16 protein-coding genes and 1 tRNA gene are annotated in these 23,968 nt (G+C 68.6%); 6 read left to right on the forward strand and 11 right to left on the reverse strand.

Features of this window, described 5'->3' with window-relative positions:
* The first annotated feature begins 34 nt into the window (after nucleotides 1–34).
* Together mutM and B9N72_RS03355 are read left to right on the forward strand one after the other, a co-directional pair.
* Nucleotides 35–853 (forward strand): bifunctional DNA-formamidopyrimidine glycosylase/DNA-(apurinic or apyrimidinic site) lyase, encoded by an 819-nt coding sequence (mutM, locus tag B9N72_RS03350; RefSeq protein WP_085275028.1) that lies wholly within the window; start codon nucleotides 35–37, stop codon nucleotides 851–853.
* Nucleotides 854–894: 41 nt separating this feature from the next.
* On the forward strand, nucleotides 895–1,719 hold the full coding sequence (locus B9N72_RS03355) for a lysophospholipid acyltransferase family protein (RefSeq protein WP_085275029.1): 825 nt from the start codon (nucleotides 895–897) through the stop codon (nucleotides 1,717–1,719).
* Here B9N72_RS03355 and B9N72_RS03360 read toward each other — a convergent pair.
* Complete coding sequence (locus B9N72_RS03360; protein WP_085275030.1) at nucleotides 1,658–2,476, reverse strand: symmetrical bis(5'-nucleosyl)-tetraphosphatase; 819 nt, start codon at nucleotides 2,474–2,476, stop codon at nucleotides 1,658–1,660. The two genes, B9N72_RS03355 and B9N72_RS03360, sit on opposite strands and share 62 nt — an antisense overlap.
* Nucleotides 2,477–2,760: 284 nt before the next feature.
* Here B9N72_RS03360 and B9N72_RS03365 point away from each other — a divergent pair, with 284 nt between their 5' ends.
* The gene (locus B9N72_RS03365; protein WP_085275031.1) at nucleotides 2,761–4,779 is read left to right on the forward strand and encodes a UvrD-helicase domain-containing protein; all 2,019 of its coding nucleotides are present in this window, start codon (nucleotides 2,761–2,763) and stop codon (nucleotides 4,777–4,779) included.
* Between the two features lie 296 nt (nucleotides 4,780–5,075).
* Here the strand turns inward: B9N72_RS03365 and B9N72_RS03370 are convergent, their stop codons facing one another.
* Entirely contained in the window at nucleotides 5,076–5,492 is a 417-nt protein-coding gene (locus B9N72_RS03370; RefSeq protein WP_085275032.1) for a host attachment protein, read from the reverse strand.
* A gap of 138 nt (nucleotides 5,493–5,630) precedes the next feature.
* Here B9N72_RS03370 and B9N72_RS03375 point away from each other — a divergent pair, with 138 nt between their 5' ends.
* Entirely contained in the window at nucleotides 5,631–6,434 is an 804-nt protein-coding gene (locus B9N72_RS03375; RefSeq protein ID WP_085275033.1) for a Mut7-C RNAse domain-containing protein, read from the forward strand.
* Between the two features lie 101 nt (nucleotides 6,435–6,535).
* Here B9N72_RS03375 and B9N72_RS03380 read toward each other — a convergent pair whose 3' ends face one another.
* On the reverse strand, nucleotides 6,536–7,273 hold the full coding sequence (locus B9N72_RS03380) for a c-type cytochrome (RefSeq protein ID WP_085275034.1): 738 nt from the start codon (nucleotides 7,271–7,273) through the stop codon (nucleotides 6,536–6,538).
* Nucleotides 7,274–7,404: 131 nt separating this feature from the next.
* Between B9N72_RS03380 and B9N72_RS03385 the strand changes: the two genes are divergently transcribed.
* Nucleotides 7,405–7,481, forward strand: a tRNA-Arg gene (locus B9N72_RS03385).
* Nucleotides 7,482–7,706: 225 nt separating this feature from the next.
* Here B9N72_RS03385 and B9N72_RS03390 read toward each other — a convergent pair.
* From B9N72_RS03390 to recC, 8 genes are all read right to left on the reverse strand, one after another.
* Nucleotides 7,707–8,531 (reverse strand): iron-containing redox enzyme family protein, encoded by an 825-nt coding sequence (locus B9N72_RS03390; RefSeq protein WP_085275035.1) that lies wholly within the window; start codon nucleotides 8,529–8,531, stop codon nucleotides 7,707–7,709.
* Between the two features lie 11 nt (nucleotides 8,532–8,542).
* Nucleotides 8,543–11,401, reverse strand: coding sequence for an EAL domain-containing protein (locus tag B9N72_RS03395; RefSeq protein WP_085275036.1), 2,859 nt, complete (start codon nucleotides 11,399–11,401; stop codon nucleotides 8,543–8,545).
* A gap of 391 nt (nucleotides 11,402–11,792) precedes the next feature.
* Nucleotides 11,793–12,218: a TerC family protein gene (locus B9N72_RS03400; protein ID WP_327078277.1), complete on the reverse strand. Its 426-nt coding sequence runs from the start codon at nucleotides 12,216–12,218 to the stop codon at nucleotides 11,793–11,795.
* Nucleotides 12,166–13,023 (reverse strand): NUDIX hydrolase, encoded by an 858-nt coding sequence (locus tag B9N72_RS03405; protein ID WP_085275037.1) that lies wholly within the window; start codon nucleotides 13,021–13,023, stop codon nucleotides 12,166–12,168. Before B9N72_RS03405 ends, B9N72_RS03400 begins: the two co-directional genes overlap by 53 nt.
* Before the next feature lie 217 nt (nucleotides 13,024–13,240).
* A complete protein-coding gene (gene recD / locus B9N72_RS03410) occupies nucleotides 13,241–14,944 on the reverse strand; it encodes an exodeoxyribonuclease V subunit alpha (protein WP_085275038.1) in 1,704 nt (567 codons plus the stop codon).
* A 6-nt stretch (nucleotides 14,945–14,950) separates the two neighbouring features.
* The gene (gene pap, locus B9N72_RS03415; protein WP_085275039.1) at nucleotides 14,951–16,501 is read right to left on the reverse strand and encodes a polyphosphate:AMP phosphotransferase; all 1,551 of its coding nucleotides are present in this window, start codon (nucleotides 16,499–16,501) and stop codon (nucleotides 14,951–14,953) included.
* Between the two features lie 23 nt (nucleotides 16,502–16,524).
* Nucleotides 16,525–20,079, reverse strand: a complete 3,555-nt coding sequence (gene recB / locus B9N72_RS03420; protein WP_085275040.1) for an exodeoxyribonuclease V subunit beta — start codon at nucleotides 20,077–20,079, stop codon at nucleotides 16,525–16,527.
* A complete protein-coding gene (recC, locus tag B9N72_RS03425; protein WP_085275041.1) occupies nucleotides 20,076–23,261 on the reverse strand; it encodes an exodeoxyribonuclease V subunit gamma in 3,186 nt (1,061 codons plus the stop codon). The genes recB and recC overlap by 4 nt, the downstream gene beginning before the upstream one ends.
* A gap of 323 nt (nucleotides 23,262–23,584) precedes the next feature.
* Here recC and B9N72_RS03430 point away from each other — a divergent pair, with 323 nt between their 5' ends.
* Complete coding sequence (locus tag B9N72_RS03430) at nucleotides 23,585–23,965, forward strand: SirB2 family protein (protein ID WP_085275042.1); 381 nt, start codon at nucleotides 23,585–23,587, stop codon at nucleotides 23,963–23,965.
* Nucleotides 23,966–23,968: the final 3 nt, after the last annotated feature.

Consider the following 23,968-nt stretch of genomic DNA (forward strand, 5'->3'; position numbering starts at 1 on the left):
TGATATTATTGATGGCCGTGGAGCGTGGAATAACATGCCAGAATTACCTGAAGTGGAAACCACCCGGCGCGGGGTCGAACCTCACCTCACCGGCGCCACCGTGACCGACGTCGTGGTACGTGAGGGCCGCCTGCGCTGGCCGGTGCCGCCGGCGCTGGCCGCCACCCTCAGCGGCCTGCCGGTACTGGCGGTGCGCCGCCGCGCCAAGTACCTGCTGCTGGAGTTCGCCAGCGGCACGCTGCTGGTGCACCTTGGCATGTCCGGCAGCCTGCGGCTGGTGGCGGCCGACACGCCGCCGCAAAAACACGACCATATCGATCTCATCCTGGACGGGCGCACGGCGCTGCGCTATCGCGACCCGCGCCGCTTCGGCGCCATGCTGTGGCACGTGGGCCCGGTGGAGTTCCACCCGCTGCTGGCGGAACTGGGACCGGAGCCGCTCGGCGACGCGTTCGACGCCGACACGCTGTACCGCGCCAGCCGCGGGCGCACGACGTCGATCAAGCAGTTGCTGATGGATAATCATGTGGTGGTGGGGGTGGGTAACATTTATGCCAACGAGTCCCTGTTCGAGGCCGGCATCCGTCCCGGGCGTGCCGCACGCCGCCTGACCCATGCCGACTGCGAGCGCCTGGCTGTGGCCATCAAGAGCATCCTGGCACGCGCAATCGAGGCCGGCGGCAGCACGCTGCGCGACTTCGTCGGCGCCAGCGGCCAGCCCGGCTACTTCCAGCAGACCTACGCGGTGTACGGTCGCGCCGAGGAGCCCTGCCACACCTGCGGCTCATTGATACGTCAGATTCGCCAGGGGCAGCGGAGTTCCTACTACTGTCCGCATTGCCAGCCATGGTAGAGTCGGAGCATCGCCTTCCTTCCCCATCCTCGCCGTTGCCAATGCGCCCGACCCGCCCCACTTCGCTACCCACCCGCTGTTTCCGTCTGGCCCGCATGGGATGGCACATCGCCATCGGCCTGGTCATCGTCGCCACCCGCTTCCCACGCCTGGCCTACGCCGAGCGGGCGGTGGTGACGCAACGCTGGTCGCGCCAGTTGCTGAAGATCCTGGGGATAACGGTGGAGGTGGCGGGCGACTCGCCCGGGTTCTACCCGAACAATACCTTGCTGGTGGCCAACCACGTGTCGTGGCTGGATATCTTCGTGCTGAACAGCGCGACGGTGTCGCGCTTTGTCGCCAAGCAGGAGATCCGGCGCTGGCCGGTGGCGGGCTGGCTGGTCGCCAGTGCCGGCACGGTGTTCATCGACCGCAACAGCCGGCGCGATGCCAGCCGCGTCAACCAGCACTTGGCGCGGGCGCTGGAGAACGGTGGCTGCATGGCGGTGTTTCCCGAGGCGACCACCTCGGACGGCAGCGTGCTGCTGCCGTTCAAGCCCTCGCTGTTCGAATCGGTGCGCCAGTCGCGCGGCACGGTGCAGCCGGTGGCGCTCAATTACCGCACGCCGCACGATACGCCGTGCACCGCCGCCGCCTACGCCGGCGACACCACCTTCATGCAGAGCCTGCGCATGATCCTCGCCACCCCGGCGATACGGGTGGAACTGCGCTACGGCAGCCGCATCAGCGCCGACGGTGCCAACGGCAGCGAGCCGACCCGCTTCCAGTTGGCCGAGGCGGCACGTGACGAGATCGTGCGCGGGCTCAGGATAACGCCTGCTCGGCCGGACACGGCAGCGAGAACACCTGCCGATCCTCCAGCCTGAGCGCGGTGAGGCTGCCGCCCCACAGGCAGCCGGTGTCGATGGAGAGGATGTCTTCGGTGACGTAGAGGCCGAGCGCCGACCAGTGGCCGCAGATGATCGGGGTGCCGGCGCTGCGCCGCCCCGGGGCATCGAACCACGGCAGCAGGTTGGCCGGCGCCTTGTCGAGTTCGCCCTTGAACGCGAGGTCGAGCTCGCCGTCGCGCGTCACCAGCCGCATGCGTGTCATCGCGTTGACCACCAGCCGCAGCCGGTCCATCCCCTTGAGCTCGTCACTCCAGCGCGTCGGCTTGTTGCCGTAGAGACGCGACAGGAACTCGCGGTAGCGCGGCCCGGACAGGCTGTCCTCCACCTCTTCAGCCAGGCCCATCGCCCGGTCGACGGTCCATTCCGGCATCAGGCCGGCGTGCACCATGGCAAAGCCCTGCTGTTCGATCATCAGCGGCTGGCAACGCAGCCAGTCGAGCAGCAGCTTGCCGTCGCTGGCGTTGAGGATGTCGAGCAGGGTGTCGTCGGAGCGCACCTTGCCGAAGCCCTCGGCCACCGCCAACAGGTGCAGGTCGTGGTTGCCCAGCACGATCTGCACCTTGTCGCTGTGGCGGAACACCCAGCGCAGCACCTCGAGCGACTCGGGGCCGCGGTTGACCAGGTCGCCGGTCAGCCACAGTGTGTCGCGCCCCGGGTTGAATTCGATCTGGCGCAAGAGCTGCTGGAACGGGCCGAAACAGCCCTGAATGTCGCCGATTGCGTAGGTTGCCATAGTTAACTGTCCTCGATTGGCAGACCAGAAGGGAAAGGCTGTCTGCACAAGCACGATGATACCGCATGCTACAATGCCCGGCCTGCATTACCGATTTGCGACGCGCCCCGCCCTGCCGCGCCCTCAGAGCGGGAGATGAAAATCGTCCCACAGGGATTCCCTGCGGTCATCGCCGCGCCCCCAGGCCGGTTCGAGAAGCACAGCCGTACACGCGGTACGGCGAGCATCACAGGGCCGGAATGGGGGCGCGCAGCAGAGTTATTCACAAACTCTCCGGAAACGTCATGTCCGCACCGCAACTCAATCCGCCGCAGCGCGCGGCCATCCATTACCTCGACGGCCCGCTCCTGGTGCTGGCCGGCGCCGGCTCGGGCAAGACCCGGGTGATCACCTTCAAGATCATGCACCTGATCCGCGAGGCGAAGATGGATGCGCGCAACATCGCCGCCATCACCTTCACCAACAAGGCTGCGCGCGAGATGCTGGAGCGCGTCACCAAGCTGATGACGCCGGCCGAGGTGCGCGGACTGACGGTGTCGACCTTCCACTCGCTGGGCATGCAAATCCTACGCCAGGAAGCACCGCACCTGGGCTACAAGCCGCAGTTCTCGATCCTCGACGCCTACGACGCCGGCAAAATCATCTCCGACCTGCTGCGCACCACCGCCAAGGACGAGGTGCGCAAGGTGCAGAGCCAGATTTCGCTGTGGAAGAACGACTTCAAGAGCGCCGAGGAGGCGCTACAGTTGGCCGAGAACGAGTGGGAGCGCATCTGCGCCACCACCTACCTCGCCTACCAGGACACCCTCACCGCCTACCAGGCGATGGATTTCGACGACCTGATCCGGCTGCCGGTGGAACTGTTCCGCAACAACGAGGAAGTACTGCAGAAGTGGCAGCACAAGCTGCGCTACCTGCTGCTCGACGAATACCAGGACACCAACACCTGCCAGTACCAGTTGGTGAAGCTCCTGACCGGGGTGCGCGGCATGTTCACCGCAGTGGGGGACGACGACCAGAGCATCTACGCCTGGCGCGGCGCCAACATGGAGAACCTGCGGCTGCTGCAGCAGGACTTCCCCAGGCTCAAGATCATCAAGCTCGAGCAGAACTACCGCTCCACCGCGCGCATCCTGCGCGCCGCCAACTCGGTGATCTCGAACAACCCCAAGCTGTTCGAGAAGCAGCTGTGGAGCGAACTGGGCCTGGGCGAGCCGATCCACGTGATCCGCTGCAAGGACGAGGAGCACGAGGCCGAGGTGGTGGTGCAGCGCCTGCTGGCGCACAAGTTCGAGTGCCGCACCGAGTTCAAGGACTACGCCATCCTCTACCGCGGCAACTACCAGGCGCGCATCTTCGAGCAGGCCTTGCGCAACCAGCGTATCCCCTACCAGATGTCCGGCGGCCAGAGCTTCTTCGACAAGGCCGAGGTCAAGGACGTGATCGCCTACATGAAGCTGATCACCAACCCGGACGACGACCCGGCCTTCATCCGCGCCCTGACCACGCCCAAGCGCGGCGTCGGCGCCGGCACGCTGGAGAAGCTCGGCGCCTGGGCCGGCGAGCGCAAGAAGAGCCTGTTCGCCGCCGCGCACGAGGAAGGCTTCCGGCTGCAGGTACAGCACGCCCAGCTGGAACCGCTGACGCAGTTCTGCGACTTCATCAGTCACCTGCAGTACCGCGCGCTGCGCGAACCGGCCGGCGAACTGGCACAGGAGATGCTCAAGGCCATCGGTTACGAGGCCTGGCTGTACGACAGCGAGGACAGCCCACGCGCCGCCGAAACCAAGTGGAAGAACGTGCAGGAGATGGTGGCCTGGCTCGCCAAGAAGGGCGAGGCCGACAACAAGAACCTGATCGAGCTGACCCAGCTGATCGCGCTGATCACCATGCTGGAGGGGCGCGACGAAGGCGAGCTGGACGCCGTGCACATGTCGACGCTGCACGCCTCCAAGGGCCTGGAGTACCCGCACGTGTTCCTGGTGGGCTGCGAGGAAGGCATCCTGCCGCACAGCGAGTCGGTGGAAAACGGCATGATCGAGGAAGAGCGCCGGCTGATGTACGTCGGCATCACCCGCGCCCAGAAGAGCCTGACGCTGACCCACTGCGTCAAGCGCAGGCGCGCCGGCGAGTGGCAGTTCGTCGATCCGTCGCGCTTCATCGACGAGATCAATGGCGACGACCTGCGCCATTTCGGCAAGCCGGGCGCCGAGCCGGTGGTAAGCAAGAGCGAGGGCAAGTCGCGGCTGGCGAGCCTGAGTGCGATGCTGGAAGGCAAGAAAGGCAAGGGCGGCGCCGAATAAGGCACCACCCTTGATAGTGAAGACTTAGCACCGGTTCACGATCTTGCTGCGCGTCCCTGATCGGGGCTCATGTGCACTGCGTGCGAATCTATCGCTGGGCAAATCCCTGCGTGCCGATCTTCGATTGGCTCAGCGAGAGATTTGCACGCAGAGATTCTCCTTAGCGATCGGAAATCCTCATGTACTACTTGTACATGAGGCCCATGGCTGAACGAGTCTCTGCAGGAGACTCGCACGCGCAGAGTACTGCCGGCGCTCAAGATGCACAGGCACAGCCGCCTAATGATAATGAGCTCTCACCAGCGCGCCGGCAGGTGCTCCCTGATGGCCGCAGCATCGAGGTGGGTCAGTTCCTGCGACACCTTGAGCGCCACCATGCGCTCGACCTCCTTGGGCAGACACTCGCCCAACTGGCCGAGGAAGTGCGGCGGCGCCACCAGCACCAGCCGCTCGAAACTGCCGTCGGCGCGCCCCTGCATCAGGGCGTTCGCCAGCTTGCGGGCGAACGCGGCGGCGCCGTGCTCCTGCGGGTCGCTGCGCGTCACCATCGTCCGGTGCCCGCCGCGCGGCGGTTCGGCATGGTTGCCGCCCGCGGCGGCCTCCCCCTCCTCCGCGCTGATTTCCGCCGTTTCCGTCAGCTTGTGCCCGCCGGCCTCGGGCTGGAAAATCCGTGCACGCCGGCTGTCGGCGACGACAATCCATGAAACGTCCATATCGCTCCCTCCACTCAAATTGGCGGTCTTGACGCCCCCTATCGCCAGGCCGCAGCCTGTCGTCCGTATTCGCCGCTGGCCGCCATACTCTCTCCGGCACGGCAAAACAGCGGCTGTTTCTAGGGTTATAGTGCATACATGCCACGCCCCCCGAAGTCCCTCAAGCACTGCGAATTCCGCTTCTATGAGGAGCTGAACGATTTCTTGCCGCCCGCCCGGCGTAAGGTCAGCTTCCGCCATGCCTTCACCGGCAGCCCTACCGTCAAGGACCGCATCCAGGCGCTGGGCATCCCGCACACCGAGGTCGACCTGATCCTGGTGGACGGCGTGTCGGTGGATTTCCAGCACCATCTGCACGGCGGCGAACGGGTAGCGGTCTACCCGACCTTCGAGCGCTTCGACCTCGCCGAGCTGAACCGGCTGCGCCCGGCGCCGCTACGCCACCCCAGCTTCGTGCTCGATGTCCATCTTGGCCGGCTGGCGCGCTACCTGCGCCTGCTCGGGCTCGATACGCTGTACCGCAACGACTGGCCGGACGAGGAGCTGGCGCAGGTCGCGCTGGCCGAGCACCGCATCCTGCTCACGCGCGACATCGGGCTGCTGAAGCGCAATGCCGTGACGCACGGCGCCTTCCTGCGTGCCATCGTGCCGCGCGAGCAGTTGGTCGAAGTGTTGGAGCGCTTCGATCTGTGGCGTCAGTTGCGGCTGTTCAGCCGTTGCTCACACTGCAACGGCGCCATCGAAGCAGTGACGCGCGCCAGCGTCGCCGCCGAGACCCCGCCGCGCGTCTACGCCTACCAGCGCCACTTCTACCGCTGCCAGCGCTGCCGCAAGCTGTACTGGGAGGGAAAGCATTGCGACCGGCTGCGCCACTGGCTGGAGCCGCTGCTGCGGGAACACGGCCTGAGCTGGCCCGGCTCGGAGCAGGCGCCACGCGGCTGAGGCGGCCCACGCTGGTCGGAAGGCTTCGGGCGCGGCGGCGAGGCATAAAAAAACGCGCCTTGAAGGCGCGTTTTTCTTGTATCCGCAAAGCGTTGGCCGGCTTACTTGGAGTTGTTCACCATGTATTCCACGGCGGCCTTGAATTCTTCGTCGCTGCCGGTGAAGCCACCCTTGGGCGGCATGGCGTTCAGACCCTTGGTGGCGATCTTCACCACTTCGTCCAGGCCCGGCTTGAGACGCGGTGCCCAGGCGGCCTTGTCGCCGAACTTCGGCGCACCGGCGGCACCGGTGGAATGGCAGGCGGTACAGACGCTGTCGAAGATCTTCTTGCCGGCCACGTTCGGGTCGAGCGCCGCACCGCCTTCACCGCCGACTTTCGGCTCGGTGAACTTGGCGCCGCCGGCGTTGGCCATGTAGGCCACGGCGCGCTTCACTTCGTCGTCGCTCAGGTCGGCGGCGCCGCCCTTGGCCGGCATGGCGTTGAAGCCACCCAGCGCGTGCTGTACCAGGGTGTCGAAGCCCTTGGCGATACGCGGCGCCCAGGCGCCGGCGTCGCCGAACTTGGGCGAGCCGGCCAGGCCGGTGCCGTGACAGGAAATACAGATGCCCTTGAACACCTGTTCGCCGTTGCGCATGCCCGGGGGCGCGTCGCTGGCGACGGATTCGCCGACCGGTTTCAGGCGAGCGGCTACCGCTTCCTTGGTCATGACTTCGGCATCCACGTTGAAACCACTGGTTGCCAGCTTGGCCAGCAGCCAGATCGCCACGACCAGAAAGACAACGACACCGATCAGGACCTTGACAACCTGTCCCGGGGCCATCCCGTTCCCATTACTCATTCCGAGCCTCGCCTGAAATATTAATGACAATGAAGAAATCAGGGGCATTATACGAGAACCCTCTCGGCATGGCAAAAGCCCCTCACTGGACGTGCCAGGGCAGTTAAGCTATCATCCGCCTGCTCTGCAAAGCACCCGTAGCTCAGTTGGATAGAGTGTCAGCCTCCGAAGCTGAAGGTCGTTGGTTCGATTCCAATCGGGTGCGCCAGGAATTCAAGAGGTTAGCGAGACCAACTCGCTAGCCTCTTTTCATTTTCTCGTCGCCACAGCCCCGCCAGCCAGTCCGGGCTCTCCGTCCACGCCCCCTCCCCGGCAGCTCGATGTTGAGCGTCAGCACGCCTTCGGCAGCGTTGGCGGCGCGTGGCTCAGCCCCTGCAGTGGCGGCCGTCGGCGCGTGGCCGAGCTTCTGGCGGAATGAGCATGGCCCGCCCCCTCACCCCAGATACGCGAAACGTCCCTGCAGCTGCGGCAATACCGGCGCGCCGTCGAAGCGTGCCTCGCGCGGCGGCGGCAGCACGCTGGCATCAAGGCAGTAATCGAGCGTCATGCGCATGTAGTCGTAGCTGTTGCAGATCACCGCGTGCAGGTGGGCGAAGTCGCGCTCGGTCGGGTGGTTGCCGAGCAGGGTGCTGATGATCTCGAGCGCCTCCCAGGGGTGGGCGTCGTCGTACTGCGCGTGCAGCTTGAGCCAGCGCATCGCGCGGACGCGCTCGGCCGGGGCGAAGCTCTGCTCGTAGAGGTCGCGCGAGCACACCTTGACCGCCCATTCGCCGGTGGCGCCCTCGATCGCGAAGTTGGTGGCCGCCATGCCCAGCACCAGGGTGTCGCGGTCGCAGGTGTGCCAGCACCAGTGGCACAAGGCCAGCATCGGCACCGGCACCGGGCTGAACATCAGGTCTTCGCGCGTCACACCGCTGGCCAGCGCCCATTCCACCCAGTGCTCGGCGTGGCTCTGCTCGACGCGGATGTTGCGCACCAGGTAGCGGCGCGCCATGTCCTGTCCGCGCGTGCGGCCGTAGCGGATCTTCAGCAGATTGAGCGCCATGTACTGCGGGAACTGCTCGATCACCGGCCACACCCCGATCAGGAAGTGATGCAGGATGGCGGTATCGAGCTCGCCGTCGCGCAGGCGGCGGAACAGCTCGTGCTCGACCACCTGGCTCTTGCTCTCCTGGCACAGGCGCACCAGCTCGCGTGCCCATGGCGGATAGCTGTCAATCTCCTTGAGCGGGCCCACCCGGACGAATTCGTCGCTCATGTTGGATCTCCTCACACGTTGTGCTGCGGACAACCGGGCCGGCAGCCGGCCGCCACGGGCGGCACCTCGTCCTGCCCGGCAGCGGGAAATTGCTGGGCGAGCACCTCGGCCAGCGGCAGCGGTCTCGCCACGCCGTAGCCCTGGGCGTAATCGACCCCCATGCGTTTGAGCGCCTCCAGGATGCCCTGGTGTTCGACGAACTCGGCGATGGTCTGCTTGCCCATGACGTGGCCGATGTGGTTGATCACCTCGACCATGGCGTGGTCGATGGGGTCGTCCAGCATGTCCTTGACGAAGCCGCCGTCGATCTTCAGGTAATCCACCGGCAGGTGCTTGAGATAGCCGAACGACGACATGCCGGCGCCGAAGTCGTCGAGCGAGAAGCGGCAACCCAGCTGGCGCAATTCGCGCATGAATTCGGTGGCGCAGGCCAGGTTGGCGATGGCGCTGGTCTCGGTCACCTCGAAACACAGATGCGCCGGATCGATGCCGCTGCCGGCGAGTTCGGCACGCAGGAAACCGAGAAAATCGTCGTCGCCGAGCGAGGCGCCGGACAGGTTGATGGCACAGGTCCACTCACTGCCCGGCGAGGTCTGCGCCGCCAGCATGGCCAGCGCCGTGCGCACCACCCAGCGGTCGATGGTCGCCATCAGGTTGTAGCGTTCGGCGGCCGGGATGAAGGCGCTCGGCGGCACCAGCATGCCGTACTCGTCGAGCAGCCGCAGCAGCAGCTCGAAGTGCGGTGCGGACGAGCCGTCGCCGAGCGGGACGATGGTCTGCGCGTAGAGGCGGAAGCGCTCGTCTTCCAACGCGCGGTGCAGGCGTTGCACCCACTCCATTTCGCCGTAGCGGGTGGTCAATTCGGCGTCGTCCGCGGCGTACAGCTGGACCCGGTTGCGCCCCTTCTCCTTGGCCATGTAGCAGGCCACGTCGGCGGCGCGCATCACCTCCTTGAGCGTGGTTGGCACCCCGGAAATGTGCACCACCCCGATGCTGGCGCTGATGGCAAACGGCTGGCCGCTCCAGCTGAAGTGCAGGTCGCACACGGTCTGGCGCAGCTTCTCGGCGACCTGCAGCGCCGCTTCGGGCGGACAGTTCTGCAGCAACACGCCGAATTCATCGCCGCCCAGGCGCGCCAGGGTGTCGTCCTCGCGCAGCTGCTGGGACAAGAGCACGCACACCTGGCGCAGCAGTTCGTCGCCGGCGGCGTGGCCGCAGGTGTCGTTGACCACCTTGAACTGATCGAGGTCGAGGTACATCAGCACGTGATACTGCTGGCGTCCGACGGTGACTTCCAGCAGCCGGGTCAGGCGGCGCTCGAATTCGTGGCGGTTGGTGAGCCCGGTGAGGGCGTCGTGGCTGGCCTGCCAGGACAGGCTTTCGATGTACAGGCGTTCGCGCGTCATGTCGTGGAACACCAGCACCTTGCCGGCCCCCCCGCCCTGGCTGTCGAAGATCGGGGCGCTCACCATGCACACCGAGACGCGCGAGCCGTCGTGCCGCTCCAGCAGCAGGTTGCGCCCGGCGCCGGGCTGTGCCGCCTCGTTGAGCAGGGGCTCGAGACGGACCGGCCGCTCCGGCGACAGCCCCTCCTCGAACAGGCAGCACAAGGCGCCCAGGCGGCGGCCGTGCGCCTGCGCCAGCGGGTGGCCGATCAGTTGCTCGGCCACCGGGTTGAGGTAGTCGACCTGGCCGCCGCCGTCGAGGGTGATGACGGCGTCGCCGATCGAGGCCAGGGTGACCTGGGCGCGTTCCTGCTCGGCGTGCAGGGCGCCTTCGGCCAACTTGCGGTCGGTGATGTCGAAGATCGAGCCCGACATGCGCACCGCCCGCCCGGCGGCGTCGCGCAAGGCCTGGCCGCGCGCCCGGAACCAGCGATAGCCGCCGTTGCGGGTGCGCAGGCGGTACTCGACGTCGTAGCCGCCCTCGCCCGCCAGGTGCCGCTCCAGCCGGTCCCGCGTCGGCACCGTGTCGTCCGGGTGCAGATGCTCCCAGAAAGCGCCTATGGAGCCTTCCAGCTCATGCTCGGCCAGACCCAGCATGGCTTTGAAACGCGGCGAGTAATAGACGCTGCCCTCGACGATGTTCCAGTCCCAGATGCCGTAGTCGCTGCCATTGACCGCGAGGGCGAGACGCTCCTCGCTCTCGCCCAGAGCCTGCTCGAACAGCTCGCTCTGGCGGATCAACTGGCGCGTGCGCAGCAAGGCGAACAGGATCAGGACGGTGGCGCTGACCAGGTTGACCGCGGCCAGCAGGCGCTGGATGACGCGTCCGCCCTCCGCCAGCACGTTGGAGAAGGCGTTCTCCAGCGGCGTGACCTCCCGGTTGATCTCCTGGATCTGGAGCTTGAGCTCGACCGCTTGCGCCGCGCTCAGGGCGCCGCTCGCCCGGCCCTGGCGCAAGCGCTGGGCCACCTGATCGAGCTCGCCCAGCAGGCGATCACCCTCGGCCCAGTAGGCGATGGCCTGATCGAGATAGCTGACGCGGCGAAAGCGCAGGAACAGCCAGATCAGCTCGGGGATGTCGTCCGGGTCGTTGGCCCCCTGCAGGAACCCCACGGCGGCGGCGGCGGTATCGGGATCGGGACGATCCAGCGCCTGGCGCGCCTTGCTGTCGGCCAGCGGCACGCGGATGGCGTCGCGGTATTGCTGGTAAGCCAGCTCCGAACCGGTCTCGGCGTAGCGCTCGAGGTAGTAGACCGCATCCTTCTGCCCCTTCGACCACAGGCTCTCGCCGGCGATGTAGGCCCGTACCGCCGACAGCACGTTCTGGCTCAGCCCGCCCAGCAGCACCAAAAGCAGCACGGCCACGACGAATGGCCAGGCGAAACTCAGCAGGCGGCGGTTGGTACTGACGCGGGGTGGTTGCATGCCAGTTTTCCAGGGTGGGTGGAGAAAAAGCGCTGCCGGCGAAAGCAATCAGGGGAAAGTGGCAAAACGGTGCCAAACCCGTTTCATCAGCGTGCCATACAGCCCCCTTGTTTGGCCTGTACGCCGGAGATCCGCACCTGCGCGCATGAAGATTCCGGACGTCATCGACGATATCCTGCCACAGCGGCTATGCCATACAAACTGGAATCTGCATGGCATGCCGCTATGAAGAAGATATAGTCACTGCCAACCAAAATGCATAGCCAGCGACGTGGCCGCACCGGGGGTCGGCCAGGCTGGCACCGGGTCGGATCGCGGGCAGCCGGGGCCACACAAACCGCAGGGGAAAGGCCGCCGCACCGCCACGGAGCGGCGGCAGCGCCGTGCGGCATCAACCGCGCTCGTCGGCCGGAACGGTGGACAGCCCCTGTTGGCGACGCGCCGGCCAGGTGCCGCTGAGCATCACCAGCGCCGCGCCCACCAGGCCGGCCAGCGGATGCGACCAAAGCGGCAGGTGACGGGGCCTGCTCACCAAGGCCGTATCCCCCAGCAGCATCGAGCCGCCGATCCAACCCAGCCGGCCGCCGCCCAGCGTGATCACCAGTGGGAAGCGGTCCATCAGCTTGAGCACGAACTGGCGGCCCCAGACGATGATCGGAATGCTGATGGCGATGCCGAACGCCACCAGCCCAAGACGGCCGCCCGGCGCAGGCGCAAAAAAGGCAGGCTCACAGGCCTGCCTGTCGTTCCCGGCATGGTCCGAGTCAGAGCGGATGACGCAGTGCGGCCAGGGCGGCCTCGACGCGGGCGGTCTGATTCCCCCAGTAGCCCAGCCGGCTCAGGCAGTCGATGGCCACCAGCGCGGCGTCGATCATGAAGCGCTGGTCGACGATCAGCTGCTCCACCTCGGCGAGCTCGAGCAGCACGTGCCCGGCCACCTCGCCGTCCTGGTTGCAGGGGATCTCGCCATCGTTCAGCCACAGGTCGAAGGTGTACAGCCATTCGCGGTGCAGGCCGCGCTGCACCGGGCGCTCCGCCAGGAGACGGGTGGCGGGACGCAGCAGCTCCAGGCGGTCGGCCGGAATACCGGCCTCTTCCCAGCCCTCGCGCTCCAGCGCCAGCGCGATCGACTCGCCGGCGGCGATGCCGCCCCCCATCAGGTTGTCCATGCGGTTGGGATCGACCGCCTTGTCCGGACTGCGCCGGCCGATCCACATGCGGAGCGCGCCGTCGGCGCCGCGCGTGAGGCCGTTGAGATGGACAGCGCGGCTGGTGAGGCCGAGCGGGCGGAAGGCGGCGCGTTCCAGCTCGAACAGCGGGGTGCCGTCGAGGCGGAACGCGGTGAAGTTCTCGTTGCGCCAGCCGTTGAGCCAGCCGGCCTGCTGCCAGCGCTGCGCCGCGGCGGCGAGTTCGCGGCTGAAGTGGGCGTAGTCGCCCGTCAGGGTACAGGACAGACCGTGCTCGTCGGCGACGAACAGCGCCGCCTCGCTGGCGAGCAGACGTTCGCTCCAGGCGGCGTTGACGCTGCCCAGCACCTCACCGTCGATGACGAGTTCGGTAAAGGCCGATCGGTCGTAGCGGGTGACGCCGGACAGGTAGTCCAGCACGGCTTCCACTTGCATGGGTCCTCCATGACGCTGTTTTAGTCGAAACAGCCCGCCATGTTACGGAAGTTTCAAGCAGTTGGCTCGGATTTCTGCACGGTTCGAGGCGCCACGGCCCCAAGCCGATGCCCCGCCCCACCCCTTGCCGCATCGCCGCCCGCTGGGCGTGCGCCGCGTGAGGACGCGCCCGGGGTTACGGCCGCACCATGGCGCCCCTCGTCCGCCGGGGCCGGCCTCAGCCCTCCGCGAGGCGCTCGGCCAAACCGGAAGCGCGCTCGGGGGCGCGTTCCAGGGCGGCGCTCCACACCGCCGCGCTGCCCTGCACCGCGAAGTCGCGCCGTGCGCGGGTGATCGCGGTGTAGACCAGGGCGCGGTTGAGGTTGGCCGAAGCCGCCTCGGGCAGCGCCAGCCAGACGCGCTCGAACTCCGAGCCCTGGCTCTTGTGCACCGTCATCGCGAACACCGTCTGATGTGCCGGCAGTCGCCCCGGCGCGATGTCGCGCCAGCCGCCGTCGGCCGTAGGAAAGGCCACGCGCAGGCCGTCGGCGCGCTGCACCGTGAAGCCGATGTCGCCGTTGAACAGGCCGATGCCGTAGTCGTTCTCGGTGATCATCAGCGGCCGGCCAGGGTAGTTGTCGCGCTCCGGCGACTTGCGCCCGGCCGCTTCCAGCCGCGCTTCGACGGCGCGGTTGCAGGCGTCGACCTGGCGCCGCTCCGCCGCCAGCACCATGAAGCGGCCGAACTCGCGTTGCAGCTCGGACGGCGCGGCGCCGGCGGCGACCGCGGCGAAGTAGTCCTGGCGCGCCCGCCACAGCCCCTCGGCGAGGTCGCCGGGCTGCCAGGCAACGTCGGGGCGGGCGGCGTCGTCGAGCACGGCAAGCGCTTGGGCGGCATCGCCGGCATTGACCGCGCGCGCCAGCGCGCCGATGCCGCTGTCGGCGGCGAAGCGGTGGCTGTGCGTCAGCAGCACCACGCTGTCGGCCAGCGCGTGCGGGGTGGTGGCGAGCCCGTCCGGCAGCGCGCCGCAGGCCCGGGCGAGCCAGGCCAGCGTGTCCGGGCGGTAGCTGACCGTGCGGCACAGTTCGCCCAGCACCGCGCCGGGGTCGACCGAGGCGAGCTGGTCGCGGTCGCCCAGCAGGATCAGGCGCGCGTGTGGCGGCAGCGCGTCGAGCGTCTTGGCCATCAGCGCGAGGTCGATCATCGACGCCTCGTCCACCACCAGCACGTCGAGCGGCAGCGGGTGGCCGGCGTGGTGGCGCGGCGTGGCGAGCCCGGGGCGCAGGCCGAGCAGGCGGTGCAGCGTCTGCGCGCTGTCGGGCAACTGGCGCCGCACCGCGGCGTCGAGCGCGAGCTGCGCGCTGGCCCCCTGCACCGACTCGGTCAGGCGCGCCGCCGCCTTGCCGGTGGGTGCCGCCATTGCCATCGCCAGCGGGCGCGGCGACAGCTCGGCCAGCGCCGCCAAGAGGCGCACCACGGTGGTGGTCTTGCCGGTACCGGGGCCGCCGGAGATCACCACCAGGCGCTGCCGGACCGCCAGCGCCGCGGCCAGCTTCTGGCGGTCCGGCAGCGCCGGGTCGGCGGCGGGAAACAGCCGCGCCAGCACGCCGGCGAGGCACGCCGCGTCGACGTCGAAGGGCGAAGCCGCGAGCGCGGCAAGACGGCGCGCCAGGCGCTCCTCGTCGTGCCAGTGGCGCGCGAAATAGAGTCGGCCGGCCCGGTCCAGGATCAGCGGCGCGTAGTCGCCGGGCCGGCCCAGCAGCGGCGAGGCCGGCAAGCGCGCGGCGCGCGCGCCGAGCGGCAGGCAGACGTGGCCGGCCTGGTTGGCGGCGGCGAGCTGCTCCACCAGCGCCGCCAGCTCGGCACCGGCGGCGGGGTCGAGCCGGGCGAATAGCGGCAGCAGCTGGGCGGCAAGCGGATTGTCGGGCGGGGTCGGAATCATGGGGCGTCAATCGTGCTCGGGTTTGTCATTACCATTCTTGTGCTCGCCGTTCCTGCCGCCGCCCTTACCCTTGCCGTTTTCCAGGCGCGCCTCCAGCGCGTCGCACACGGTACGCAGCACCTTCAGGCGGGCGAAGTACTTGTTGTTGGCCTCCACCAGCGTCCACGGCGCCTGGCTGGTGCTGGTGCGGTCGATCATGTCGCACACCGCGCGCTTGTAGTCGTCCCAGCGCTCGCGGTTGCGCCAGTCCTCGTCGGTGATCTTGAAGCGCTTGAAGCCGGTTTCCTCGCGCGCCTGGAAGCGCTTGAGCTGCTCGTCCTGGCTGATGGCGAGCCAGAACTTGAGCACGATGGCACCGTTTTCGGCCAACTGGTGCTCGAAGTCGTTGATCTCGTAGTAGGCGCGCATCCAGTCGGCTTCGGCGGCGAAGCCCTCGACCCGTTCCACCAGCACGCGGCCGTACCAGCTGCGGTCGAAGATGGTGCTGCGGCCCTTGCCCGGCGCGTGGCGCCAGAAACGCCACAGCCAGGGCTGGGCGCGTTCTTCCTCGGTGGGCGCGGCCACCGGCACCACGCGGTAGCGGCGCGCGTCGAGCGCCTGGGTGATGCGGCGGATGCTGCCGCCCTTGCCCGCCGCGTCGTTGCCCTCGAACACCAGCACCAGCGAGTGGTGGGCAAAGCGCGGATGGCGCGTCAGGCGGTTGAGGCGGCCCTGCAGCTCTTCCAGCTTCACCAGGTACTCGTCCTTGGACAGCGCCTGGTCGAGCGCCAGCGTCTCCAGCAGCAGCTTGTTGTCGAGCGGCGGCACGATCGGCGCGCTCTCGCTGCGCGCCAGATAGGGGTGGTCGAGCTGCAGGCGCTGGCGCAGCGCGGCCAGCAGCACCTGGCCCACGGTGAGGCTGCGGTAATTGGCGTCCTGGCCGTCGATCATCACCCACGGCGCATAGGCGGTGTTGGAGAGCCGGATCATGTGCTCGGCGCTCTTCCGGATTTCCGCGTACTGCTCGTAGTGCTGCCAGTCGCCGGGGCTCACGCGCCAGGCAGTGGCGGGGTCTTTCTCCAGCGTCTTCAGGCGCTTCTTCTGCTGCTCGCGCGTCAGGTGGAACCAGAACTTGATGATCAGCGTGCCGTCGTTGACGAGCATGTGCTCGAAGCGCTGCACCTCGGAGATCTGGCGGTCGAAGCGGTCCTTGCTGCTGTTGCCGTCGAGGTAGTCGAACATCGCGTCCGAGTAGTAGGAGCCGAAGAAGATGCCGAGCCGGCCCTTGGGCGGCAGCTCGCGCCAGTAGCGCCACATCCACGGCCGCGCGCGCGCCTCGTCGTTGGGCTGGTCGAAGGCCACGGTGTCGATCAGGCGCGGGTCGAGCCACTCGTTGAGCAGGTTGAGCGTCTCGCCGCGCCCGGCGCCGTCGATGCCGTGGATCAGCACCAGCACCGGGAAGTCGCCCTTTTCCTTGAGTTCGTACTGCACGTCGAGCAGCGCCTCGCGCAGGGCCGGCAGCGCCGCCTTGTAGCTGTCCTTGTCGATGCTGTGGCCGATTTCCGCCGATTCGAACATGAGGTGGTTTTCCTTTTCTTGATTCAGCCGAACAAGGCATCGAGTTGCGCGATCAGCCGCTCGCCCGGCTGATCGCGCCACACCCCGCCGCCCTCCGAGGTGAGGCCGCGCAGGTAGAGGTAGCGCACGCCGCCGAAGCGGGCGCCGAAGTCGATGCCGCGCGCGGCGAGGTAGCGCCTGAGCGCCACGCAGTAGAGCAGGTATTGCAGGTAATAGTGTTCGCGCGCCACCGAGGCCAGCAAGGCGTCGTGGTGGTAGGCGGCGGCGTCGTGGCCGAGGTGGTTGGATTTGTAATCGACCAGGTACCAGCGCCCGTTCGCCTCGCACACCAGATCGATGAAGCCCTTGAGATAGCCGACCACGCGGTAGAAGTCGAGCGCAGCGGCGGCGTCGCGCAAGGGTTTGGCCAGTCCGTTGGCGGGGTCGGTCAGCACGCCGACCAGCGCCGCCACGTCGAGGCGGTCCACCGGCAGGGTGAATTCGAGTTCGACCAGGCGTCGCCCGGCCGGCACGTCGGCGAGGCACACGCCCTCGTCCAGCGGCACGGCGAGCGTGCGGCGCAGCATGTCGAGTGCGGCTTCCTGCCAGTGCAGGGCGAAGCCGGCGCGTTCCAGCTGCTCGACGGCGGCGGCGCGCAGCGTGTCGTCATCCGCGGCGAAGTCGATGCGTTCCAGCATGGCGTGCAGGCAGGTGCCGGCGCGTGCTCCACGCGGAAAGGCGAAGCGGTCGAAGGCGGCGCTGTCGTCGTCGGCCAGGGCCAGTGCACCACGGTCGTGGTCGGGTGCTTCGGCCTGGACCGGCGCGGCGTGTGCGCTGGCGGTCAGCGAGGTGAAGCTGGCGACGCGCCACGGGGTGTAGAGCTTGCGCGTGAACGGCTGCGCGGCGAGCGCGGCATCGGCGTGTTCGGGCGGTGGCAGACGCAGCGTGAGTGGGCTGGCGTCGAGGCGGCCGATTTCACCGCTGTGGGCGGCACTCAAGCTGGCCAGGTCGGCCTCCAGCGTGGCGGAGTTGAGGGCAAGCTGCTCCAGCTCGGGCAGGGTGCGGGCATCGCGGCCGTGCAGCAGCCAGGACAGCGCCGCCGTGGCCATGCCCTGCACCCAACCCCAGGCCAGGTATTGGCGGTACTGCGCCCGGGTCAGCGCGACATACAAGAGGCGCAGCTTTTCGGCCAGGGTTTCGCTGCGCGCGAGCAGGCGCACGTCGTCGTCGGCGACGCTGTCGGGCGCCAGCCAGGAGGTGCCGTCGCGGCGGAAGCGCCAGAACGCCGTCTCCTTGGCGTCGAGCTTGCCGTCCCACAGGAAGGGGCAGAACACCACCGGGTACTGCAGGCCCTTGGAGGTGTGGATGGTGACGATCTTGACCAGCGCGGCGTCGCTTTCGAGGCGCAGCAACGCCTCCTCGCCGCCGGGTGGATCGGCCACGCGACCCTCGAACCAGGCCAACAGCGGTGCCATGCCCTGGCGCTCCTCGCTCTCGCGCTGCAGCAACTCGGCGAGATGGGCGAAATTGGTGAGGCGGCGCTCGCCGTCGGGCAGTGGCAGCAGCCGTTCGGCCAACCTTTCGCGGCCGAAGAAGCCGCGCCAGGCCGCCATGAAGCCGTGCTCGCGCCAGCGCCGGTGGTCCTCGGCGTTGGCGGCGAGCTGCTCCTCCCAGGCCGGTTCGTCGTCGACGCGCGCCAAGAGTTGGGCGGCGTCGAGGCCGAACAGCTCGCTGGCGAGCGCGCTCCTCAGCCGCCCCTCGCTGGCCGGCTCGGCCCAGGCGCGCAGCAAGGCCAGCAGGTCCTGCGCCTCGGCACTGGCAAACACGCTTTCCTGCGTCAGCGCCACGCTGGCGACGCCGCGTTCGGACAGCGCCTGGCGCACGCGCTCGCCCTGGCGGTGGGTGGCGACCAGCACCGCGATGTCGCCGCCGACCAATGGACGTTCCCGCTGCTCGGCGACCAGCCGCGCCCGTCCCTGCCCTGCCAGGGTCAGCAGGCGCGCGATCTCGTCGGCGCTGGCCTCGGCCGCCGTGTCCATCGCCACTTGCTTGCTGGCGCCCTTGGCGGTGGCGGAGAAGTCCAGCCACTGGAAGGTGAGCGGCGCTCGTCCGTCGTCCACATCCAGCTGCCAGCCGGAGGATGGCGCGGCGTGTACCGGCGGGTAGTCGATGTCGGCCAGCACGAAAGGCTTTTCACGAGCGAACAGCGCGTTCACCGCCGCTACCAGCGGCTCGGCCGAGCGGCGATTGGTGTCGAGCGTGTAGTGGCGCGCGGCGTCGGCGCGGGCGCTGAGGTAGGCGAAGATGTCGGCACCGCGGAAGCTGTATATCGCCTGCTTGGGGTCGCCGACCAGGAACAGCGGGCAGTCGCGGCCGACGAAGCAGGCGCGGAAGATGCTGTACTGCACCGGGTCGGTGTCCTGGAATTCGTCGATCAGCGCGACGCGGAAGCTGCGCGCCACGTGCTCGGCCAAGAGCGGGCCGCTGTCGGGGTGTTCTAGCGCGGCGGCGAGGTCGGTCAACAGGTCGTCGAAACTGCGCGTACGTTCGCTGGCGCGGCGCCGCGCCAGTTCGGCGTTGACCCAAGCGATCAGTTCCAGCTTGAGCGCGGCGACGTGTGCCGCGACGTTGGCCAGGTGGGCGTCCCAAACGGCGAGCCAGACGGCGACGGCGTCGAACAGCGGGTGTGCCGGCGCGGCAAAGCCCTTCTTCATGCCCTTGGCCAGCGCGGGCGGGGTGAGCTTGTCGAGGCGCTTGCGGTCGTCGCTCGAAAGCAGTGGCAAGCCGCTGTCGGCGGTCCATTGCTGCAGCCGCCGCACCAGTGTCTGTTGCTGCGCCGGGCCGTAGATATTGGCCTTGAAGCCTTCGGTGGCGCACAACAGTTCGAGGCCACCCTGCACCAGCTCGGTGTCGCCGGCCAGGCGCTGCCAGGCGGTGTCGGCCGCGGCGAGCGAGTCGGCCAGCGGCGTCAGCGCTGGCGCGAGGTTGTGCAGGTAGGGCTTGGCGAGGAAGGGACGCACTTCGGCGAGCCAGCTGTCCGGCGTCTCGCCGGCTTCGGCCAGCACCCGTGCCAGCAGCACGTCGGCCACCACGCGGCGGCGCCAGAAGTCGTCCACCACCTCGGTCAGCCGTTCGGCGTCGTCGGCGATCAGCTCGGCGGTGAAGGTCTGACCGCTCTCGAACGCAGCGTCGGTCAGCACGCGCTGGCAGAAGCCGTGGATGGTGTAGATGGCGGCGGCGTCGAAACCGGTGATGGCGGCAGTGAGGCGCTGACGCGCCAGTTCGCGCGCGGCCGGTTCGGCGAAGCGCTGCGCCATCGCCGTGAGGAAGCCGTCACGCGTCGGCGTGCCGTCGAGCACGGCGGCCAGTTCGGCCAGGCGATGGCGCAGCCGGTCACGCAGCTCGGCGGTGGCGGCCTTGGTGTAGGTCACCACCAGGATCTGCTCGATGGAGGGCGGCGGGGCGCCGTCGCGTTCCTCCAGCAGCAGCCGGGCGTACAGCGCAGCGATGGTCCAGGTCTTGCCGGTGCCGGCCGAGGCTTCGATCAGGTTGACGCCGGTGAGCTCGCAGTGGAGCGCGTCGAGCGCGTGCGGGGTCATGCTTCGTCTCCTTCGGCCGCGCCCTGCAGGCGCTCGGCCAGCGGCAGCAACAGGGTGTCGGCCAGCTGCGCGAACAGCGGATCGGCCAGCGGGTCGAGATGGCGGAAGGCGAGGCGGATCGCCGCTTCGTCCTTCTGCGGGGTCTTGCCGGGGTAGGACGGATCCCATTCCGCCAGCGCCTTGTTCATTGCCTGCTCCGGTGCTTCCGGCTTGGCGGCGAACGCCTGGGCGTAGGCCCAGCTGGTGCGGGCGAAGAACGGCAGCGGAAGGTTCTGCCCCTGCTGCCAGCGGATAAGCCACGGCCGCAGCAGCTCGGCTGCCTCGGGCTCATCGTGCAGTTCGACTACGCCCTGTTCATCGTACAGCGCCGAGTACGGTTCCACTCCGGCTGGACGGGCGGCACATAGCATCAGGTGCGTGAGCCACAGTTCGATCAGCTCGCCGGCGTAGGCCTTGCGCGCCACCACGCGCAGCTGGCCGGCGTCGCGCAGGCCGGCCAGTTCGCCGACCACGGTGATGCCGTCCAGCGTCAGTTCGATACTCTCCGGTGCACGCAGTGGCTGCGCCAGTTCCGGCGGCAAGCGGCGGGCGAAGCGCACGCTGGCGGTGGTTTCCTCGGCGAGCCAGGCCTGCCCCAGTGCCGCGGGCGGCAGCAGGCCAGCTCCGACCAGCTTCTCCTTGACCGGGGTAAGCGGACGCGACGCCACCAGCGCGCCAACCAGTTCGCGGCGCAGCGTCTCGCGCGTGTCGCGCTCGACGGTGAACGGCTCGCGCACCGGCACGTCCTCGGCACTGCCGGCGAGCTTGACGCCGAGCCGGTCGGCCAGCCAGGCGCGTGCCGGGTGGCGCCAGAAGCGCAGCAGCTCGTCGAGGCGCAGCACCGTGGCGTCACCGCCCGGCAGCGCCACCGCGAACGGCGCCGGCGCATGGTGCGGGGCGGCCAGCGCGGCGGCGTAGCTCGGCTCGAAACTGTGGCGGCGCGGGTCGCGGCCGTCGAAGGCGGCGCGCGCGAACGGCTGCAGCGGGTGCTGCACCACCGCGATGGCGTGGCCGGCCATCCTGGCCAGGGTATCGAGCAGTTCGGCCACCAGCGGCGAGGGCGGCAGCGGCTCGTCGGTGCGCACCGAGCGCCCGACCCAGGACAGGTAGAGCGCCTCGCGCGCCGACAGCAGCGCCTCGAGGAACAGGTAGCGGTCGTCGAAACGGCGCGAACGGTCGCCGCGCCGCGGGTGGCGCGCCACCAGGTCGAAGCTGACCGGGCGCTCGTCGCGCGGGTAGGCGCCGTCGTTCATGCCGATCAGGCACAGCACGCGAAACGGGATCGAGCGCATCGGCACCATGGCGCAGAAGGTCACACCGCCGGCGAGGAAGCCGGAGGGTGCCGACAGCGTCAGGCGCCGCATCAGCCAGTCGCGCACCACCGCCAGCCCGACCGGGGCGTCGAAGGCGGCGAGCTGGGCGTCCTCGGCGAGTTCGGCCAGCGCATCGAACAGCAGCGTCAGCGCGGCCTCGCCGGCCTCGTCCACCGCAAACAGCGCCTCGACCGCGCCCTGCAGCCGCGTACGCCAGACCGCGGGGCTCGCCGGTTCGGCCCAAGCGCGGGCGCAGCCGTCGAGCACGTCAAACAGCTGACCGAAGCGCGCCAGCGTCTCGGCCAGTTGCCCTTCCGCCCCGGCCGCCGGCAGCAGGCCGCCGAACAGCGGCGAGGCGTCGCCCGCCAGCGCAGGCGGCAGCACGGTGCCCAGCAGCAGGCGGTCGAGCCCCCAGCGCCAGGTGTAGAGCGGGTCGGCCGGCAGCCCGAGCGCCGCCTTGTGCGCGGCGTCGCGCCCCCAGCGGATGCCGGATTCGCGCACCCATTGCTGCAGCAGCGGCACCTCGGCGTCGGTGAGGCCGAAGCGCGCCAGCAGCGCGTCGCAGTCCAGCAGTGCCAGCACCGCGTCGGCGCTGAAGCGCGAATCGGCCAGCCGCAGCACCGCGGCGAAGGTGGCCAACAGCGGCTCCTCGCGCTCGATACGGCGGTCGGCGATGGTGTAGGGGATATTGGGCGCGTCGTCGCGTTGGCCGAACACCGCGTCGATGTAGGGCGCATAGGCGTTGATGTCCGGCGTCAGCACCGCAACGTCGGCCGGAGTCAGCGTCGGGTCGGCGGCGAAGCGCGCCAGCAGGCGGTCCTTCAGCACCTCCAACTCGCGCATCGGGCTGTGCACGGCGTTGAGTTCGATCGAGTGGTCATCGGGTGCCGGCAGCGTGGGCGCCTCGCCGGGCGGCGTCAGCGTCAGGATGTCGCGCTGCAGCCGCGCCAGCAGCGTGTCGCCATCCGGTTCGAGGAACAGCGGGTGGCCCTCGGGAATCTCCTCGGCGATCTGGTCGAAGAAGTCCCGCCCCTGCTTGCCCAGCGAGGCCAGCAGTGGGTGATCATCGTGCGCCTCCATGCCTTGTTGGAACAGCTTGAGCTGGCCGCGCGCGTCGACGATGTCGCCCCAGTAGGCCTCGCACGGGTTGAGCAGGAACACGCAGACGTCGGTCAGCGCCGCCAGGCGCTTGATCATGGCCAGGTACATCGGCGCCAGGCTGGCGATGCCGAACAGGCTGACGCGCTCCGGCAGGTGCTCCGGGCGCAGGCCACCGAGAAAGTCGTCGAGCAGGCGCACGCGGTGGCGGCCGGGGTCGGTTTCGGCCAACCTTTGCCACAGCGCCGCCTGCCACGCTTCATCCTCGCCCAGGTCCAGCAGCTCGCCGCGCTCCCAGGCGCGAATCCAGTCCGGGCGGAACACCAGGTACTGGTCGAAGATGTCGGCGATCTTGCCGGCGAGCTCGAAGCCCGCCGCCTCACCGCCCTCCAGGTAGCGTTCGAGCGGCGTGAACGGCGCGCCGTGCAGGGTCGGCAGCAATTCCAGCAGCCGCCACTGCAGCACCTCGGGCGCGAACGACGACTTTCGCGGCAGCCCCGGCAGCACCGCCTGCATCAGGCGCCAGGCGAAGGCCGCCGGCAGCACGAAATCGAGGTTGGCGGCGATGCCGGCGCGCCCGGCCAGCTCCAGCGTCAGCCAGCGCCCCATGCCGCGGCTCTGCACCAGCACCGTCTCCGGCTGGAACGGGTCGGACAGGGGCATGGCGCGGCTCATGCCGGTGAACAGTTCCCCCAGCGCTTCGAGGCGGTTGGACTGGTAGAGGTGCAGCATGGCGATGACGGATGCTTGGAAAAGAAGGCATTCAGTGTACCATCCGGGAACCGCCGCTCCGTCACTGCGTCACAACGCAGTCACCAGAACCTAATACCAATAGGCGAGCGAGCCAAAGCAGGTTGAGTGCCGTCGGAGCGCAGGAACCGGAATGGACACGGCGTCCATGAGGATTCCTGATCGCCGAGCCAATCCCTGCGCGCCAATCTATCGCTGGGCAAATCTAAAAATTTGCCCGCAAAGATTGGCTCAGCGATGGATTGGCACGCAGAACCGCCGGCACTCAAGATGCAAAGGCAGAGCCGCCTAATGCGGGAAAAAACATGTCGACGTACACCCTCATCAAGCACGCCCACATGGGCTGCGCCTACCTCTCCATCCTGCTGTTCACCGTGCGCGGCGGGCTGATGCTGGCCGATTCGCCGCTGCTGCGCGCCAAGCCGCTGCGCATCCTGCCGCACGTGGTCGACACCCTGCTCCTGACGCTGGGCATCACGCTCGCCGTGCAGGCCCACTTCCTGCCCACCCAGCAGGACTGGCTGATGGCCAAGATCGTGCTGCTGCTGGTCTACATCGGGCTCGGCACCGTGGCGCTCAAGCGCGGCCGCACCAAGGCCATCCGCACCACGGCCTTCGCCGCCGCGCTCGCCACCGTGCTGTGGATCGTGCTGATCGCCAAGACCAAGATGATCTGGCCACTGTGAGAA

Source organism: Pseudogulbenkiania subflava DSM 22618 (genome assembly GCF_900177275.1).
GTDB classification, from domain to species: Bacteria; Pseudomonadota; Gammaproteobacteria; order Burkholderiales; family Chromobacteriaceae; genus Pseudogulbenkiania; species Pseudogulbenkiania subflava.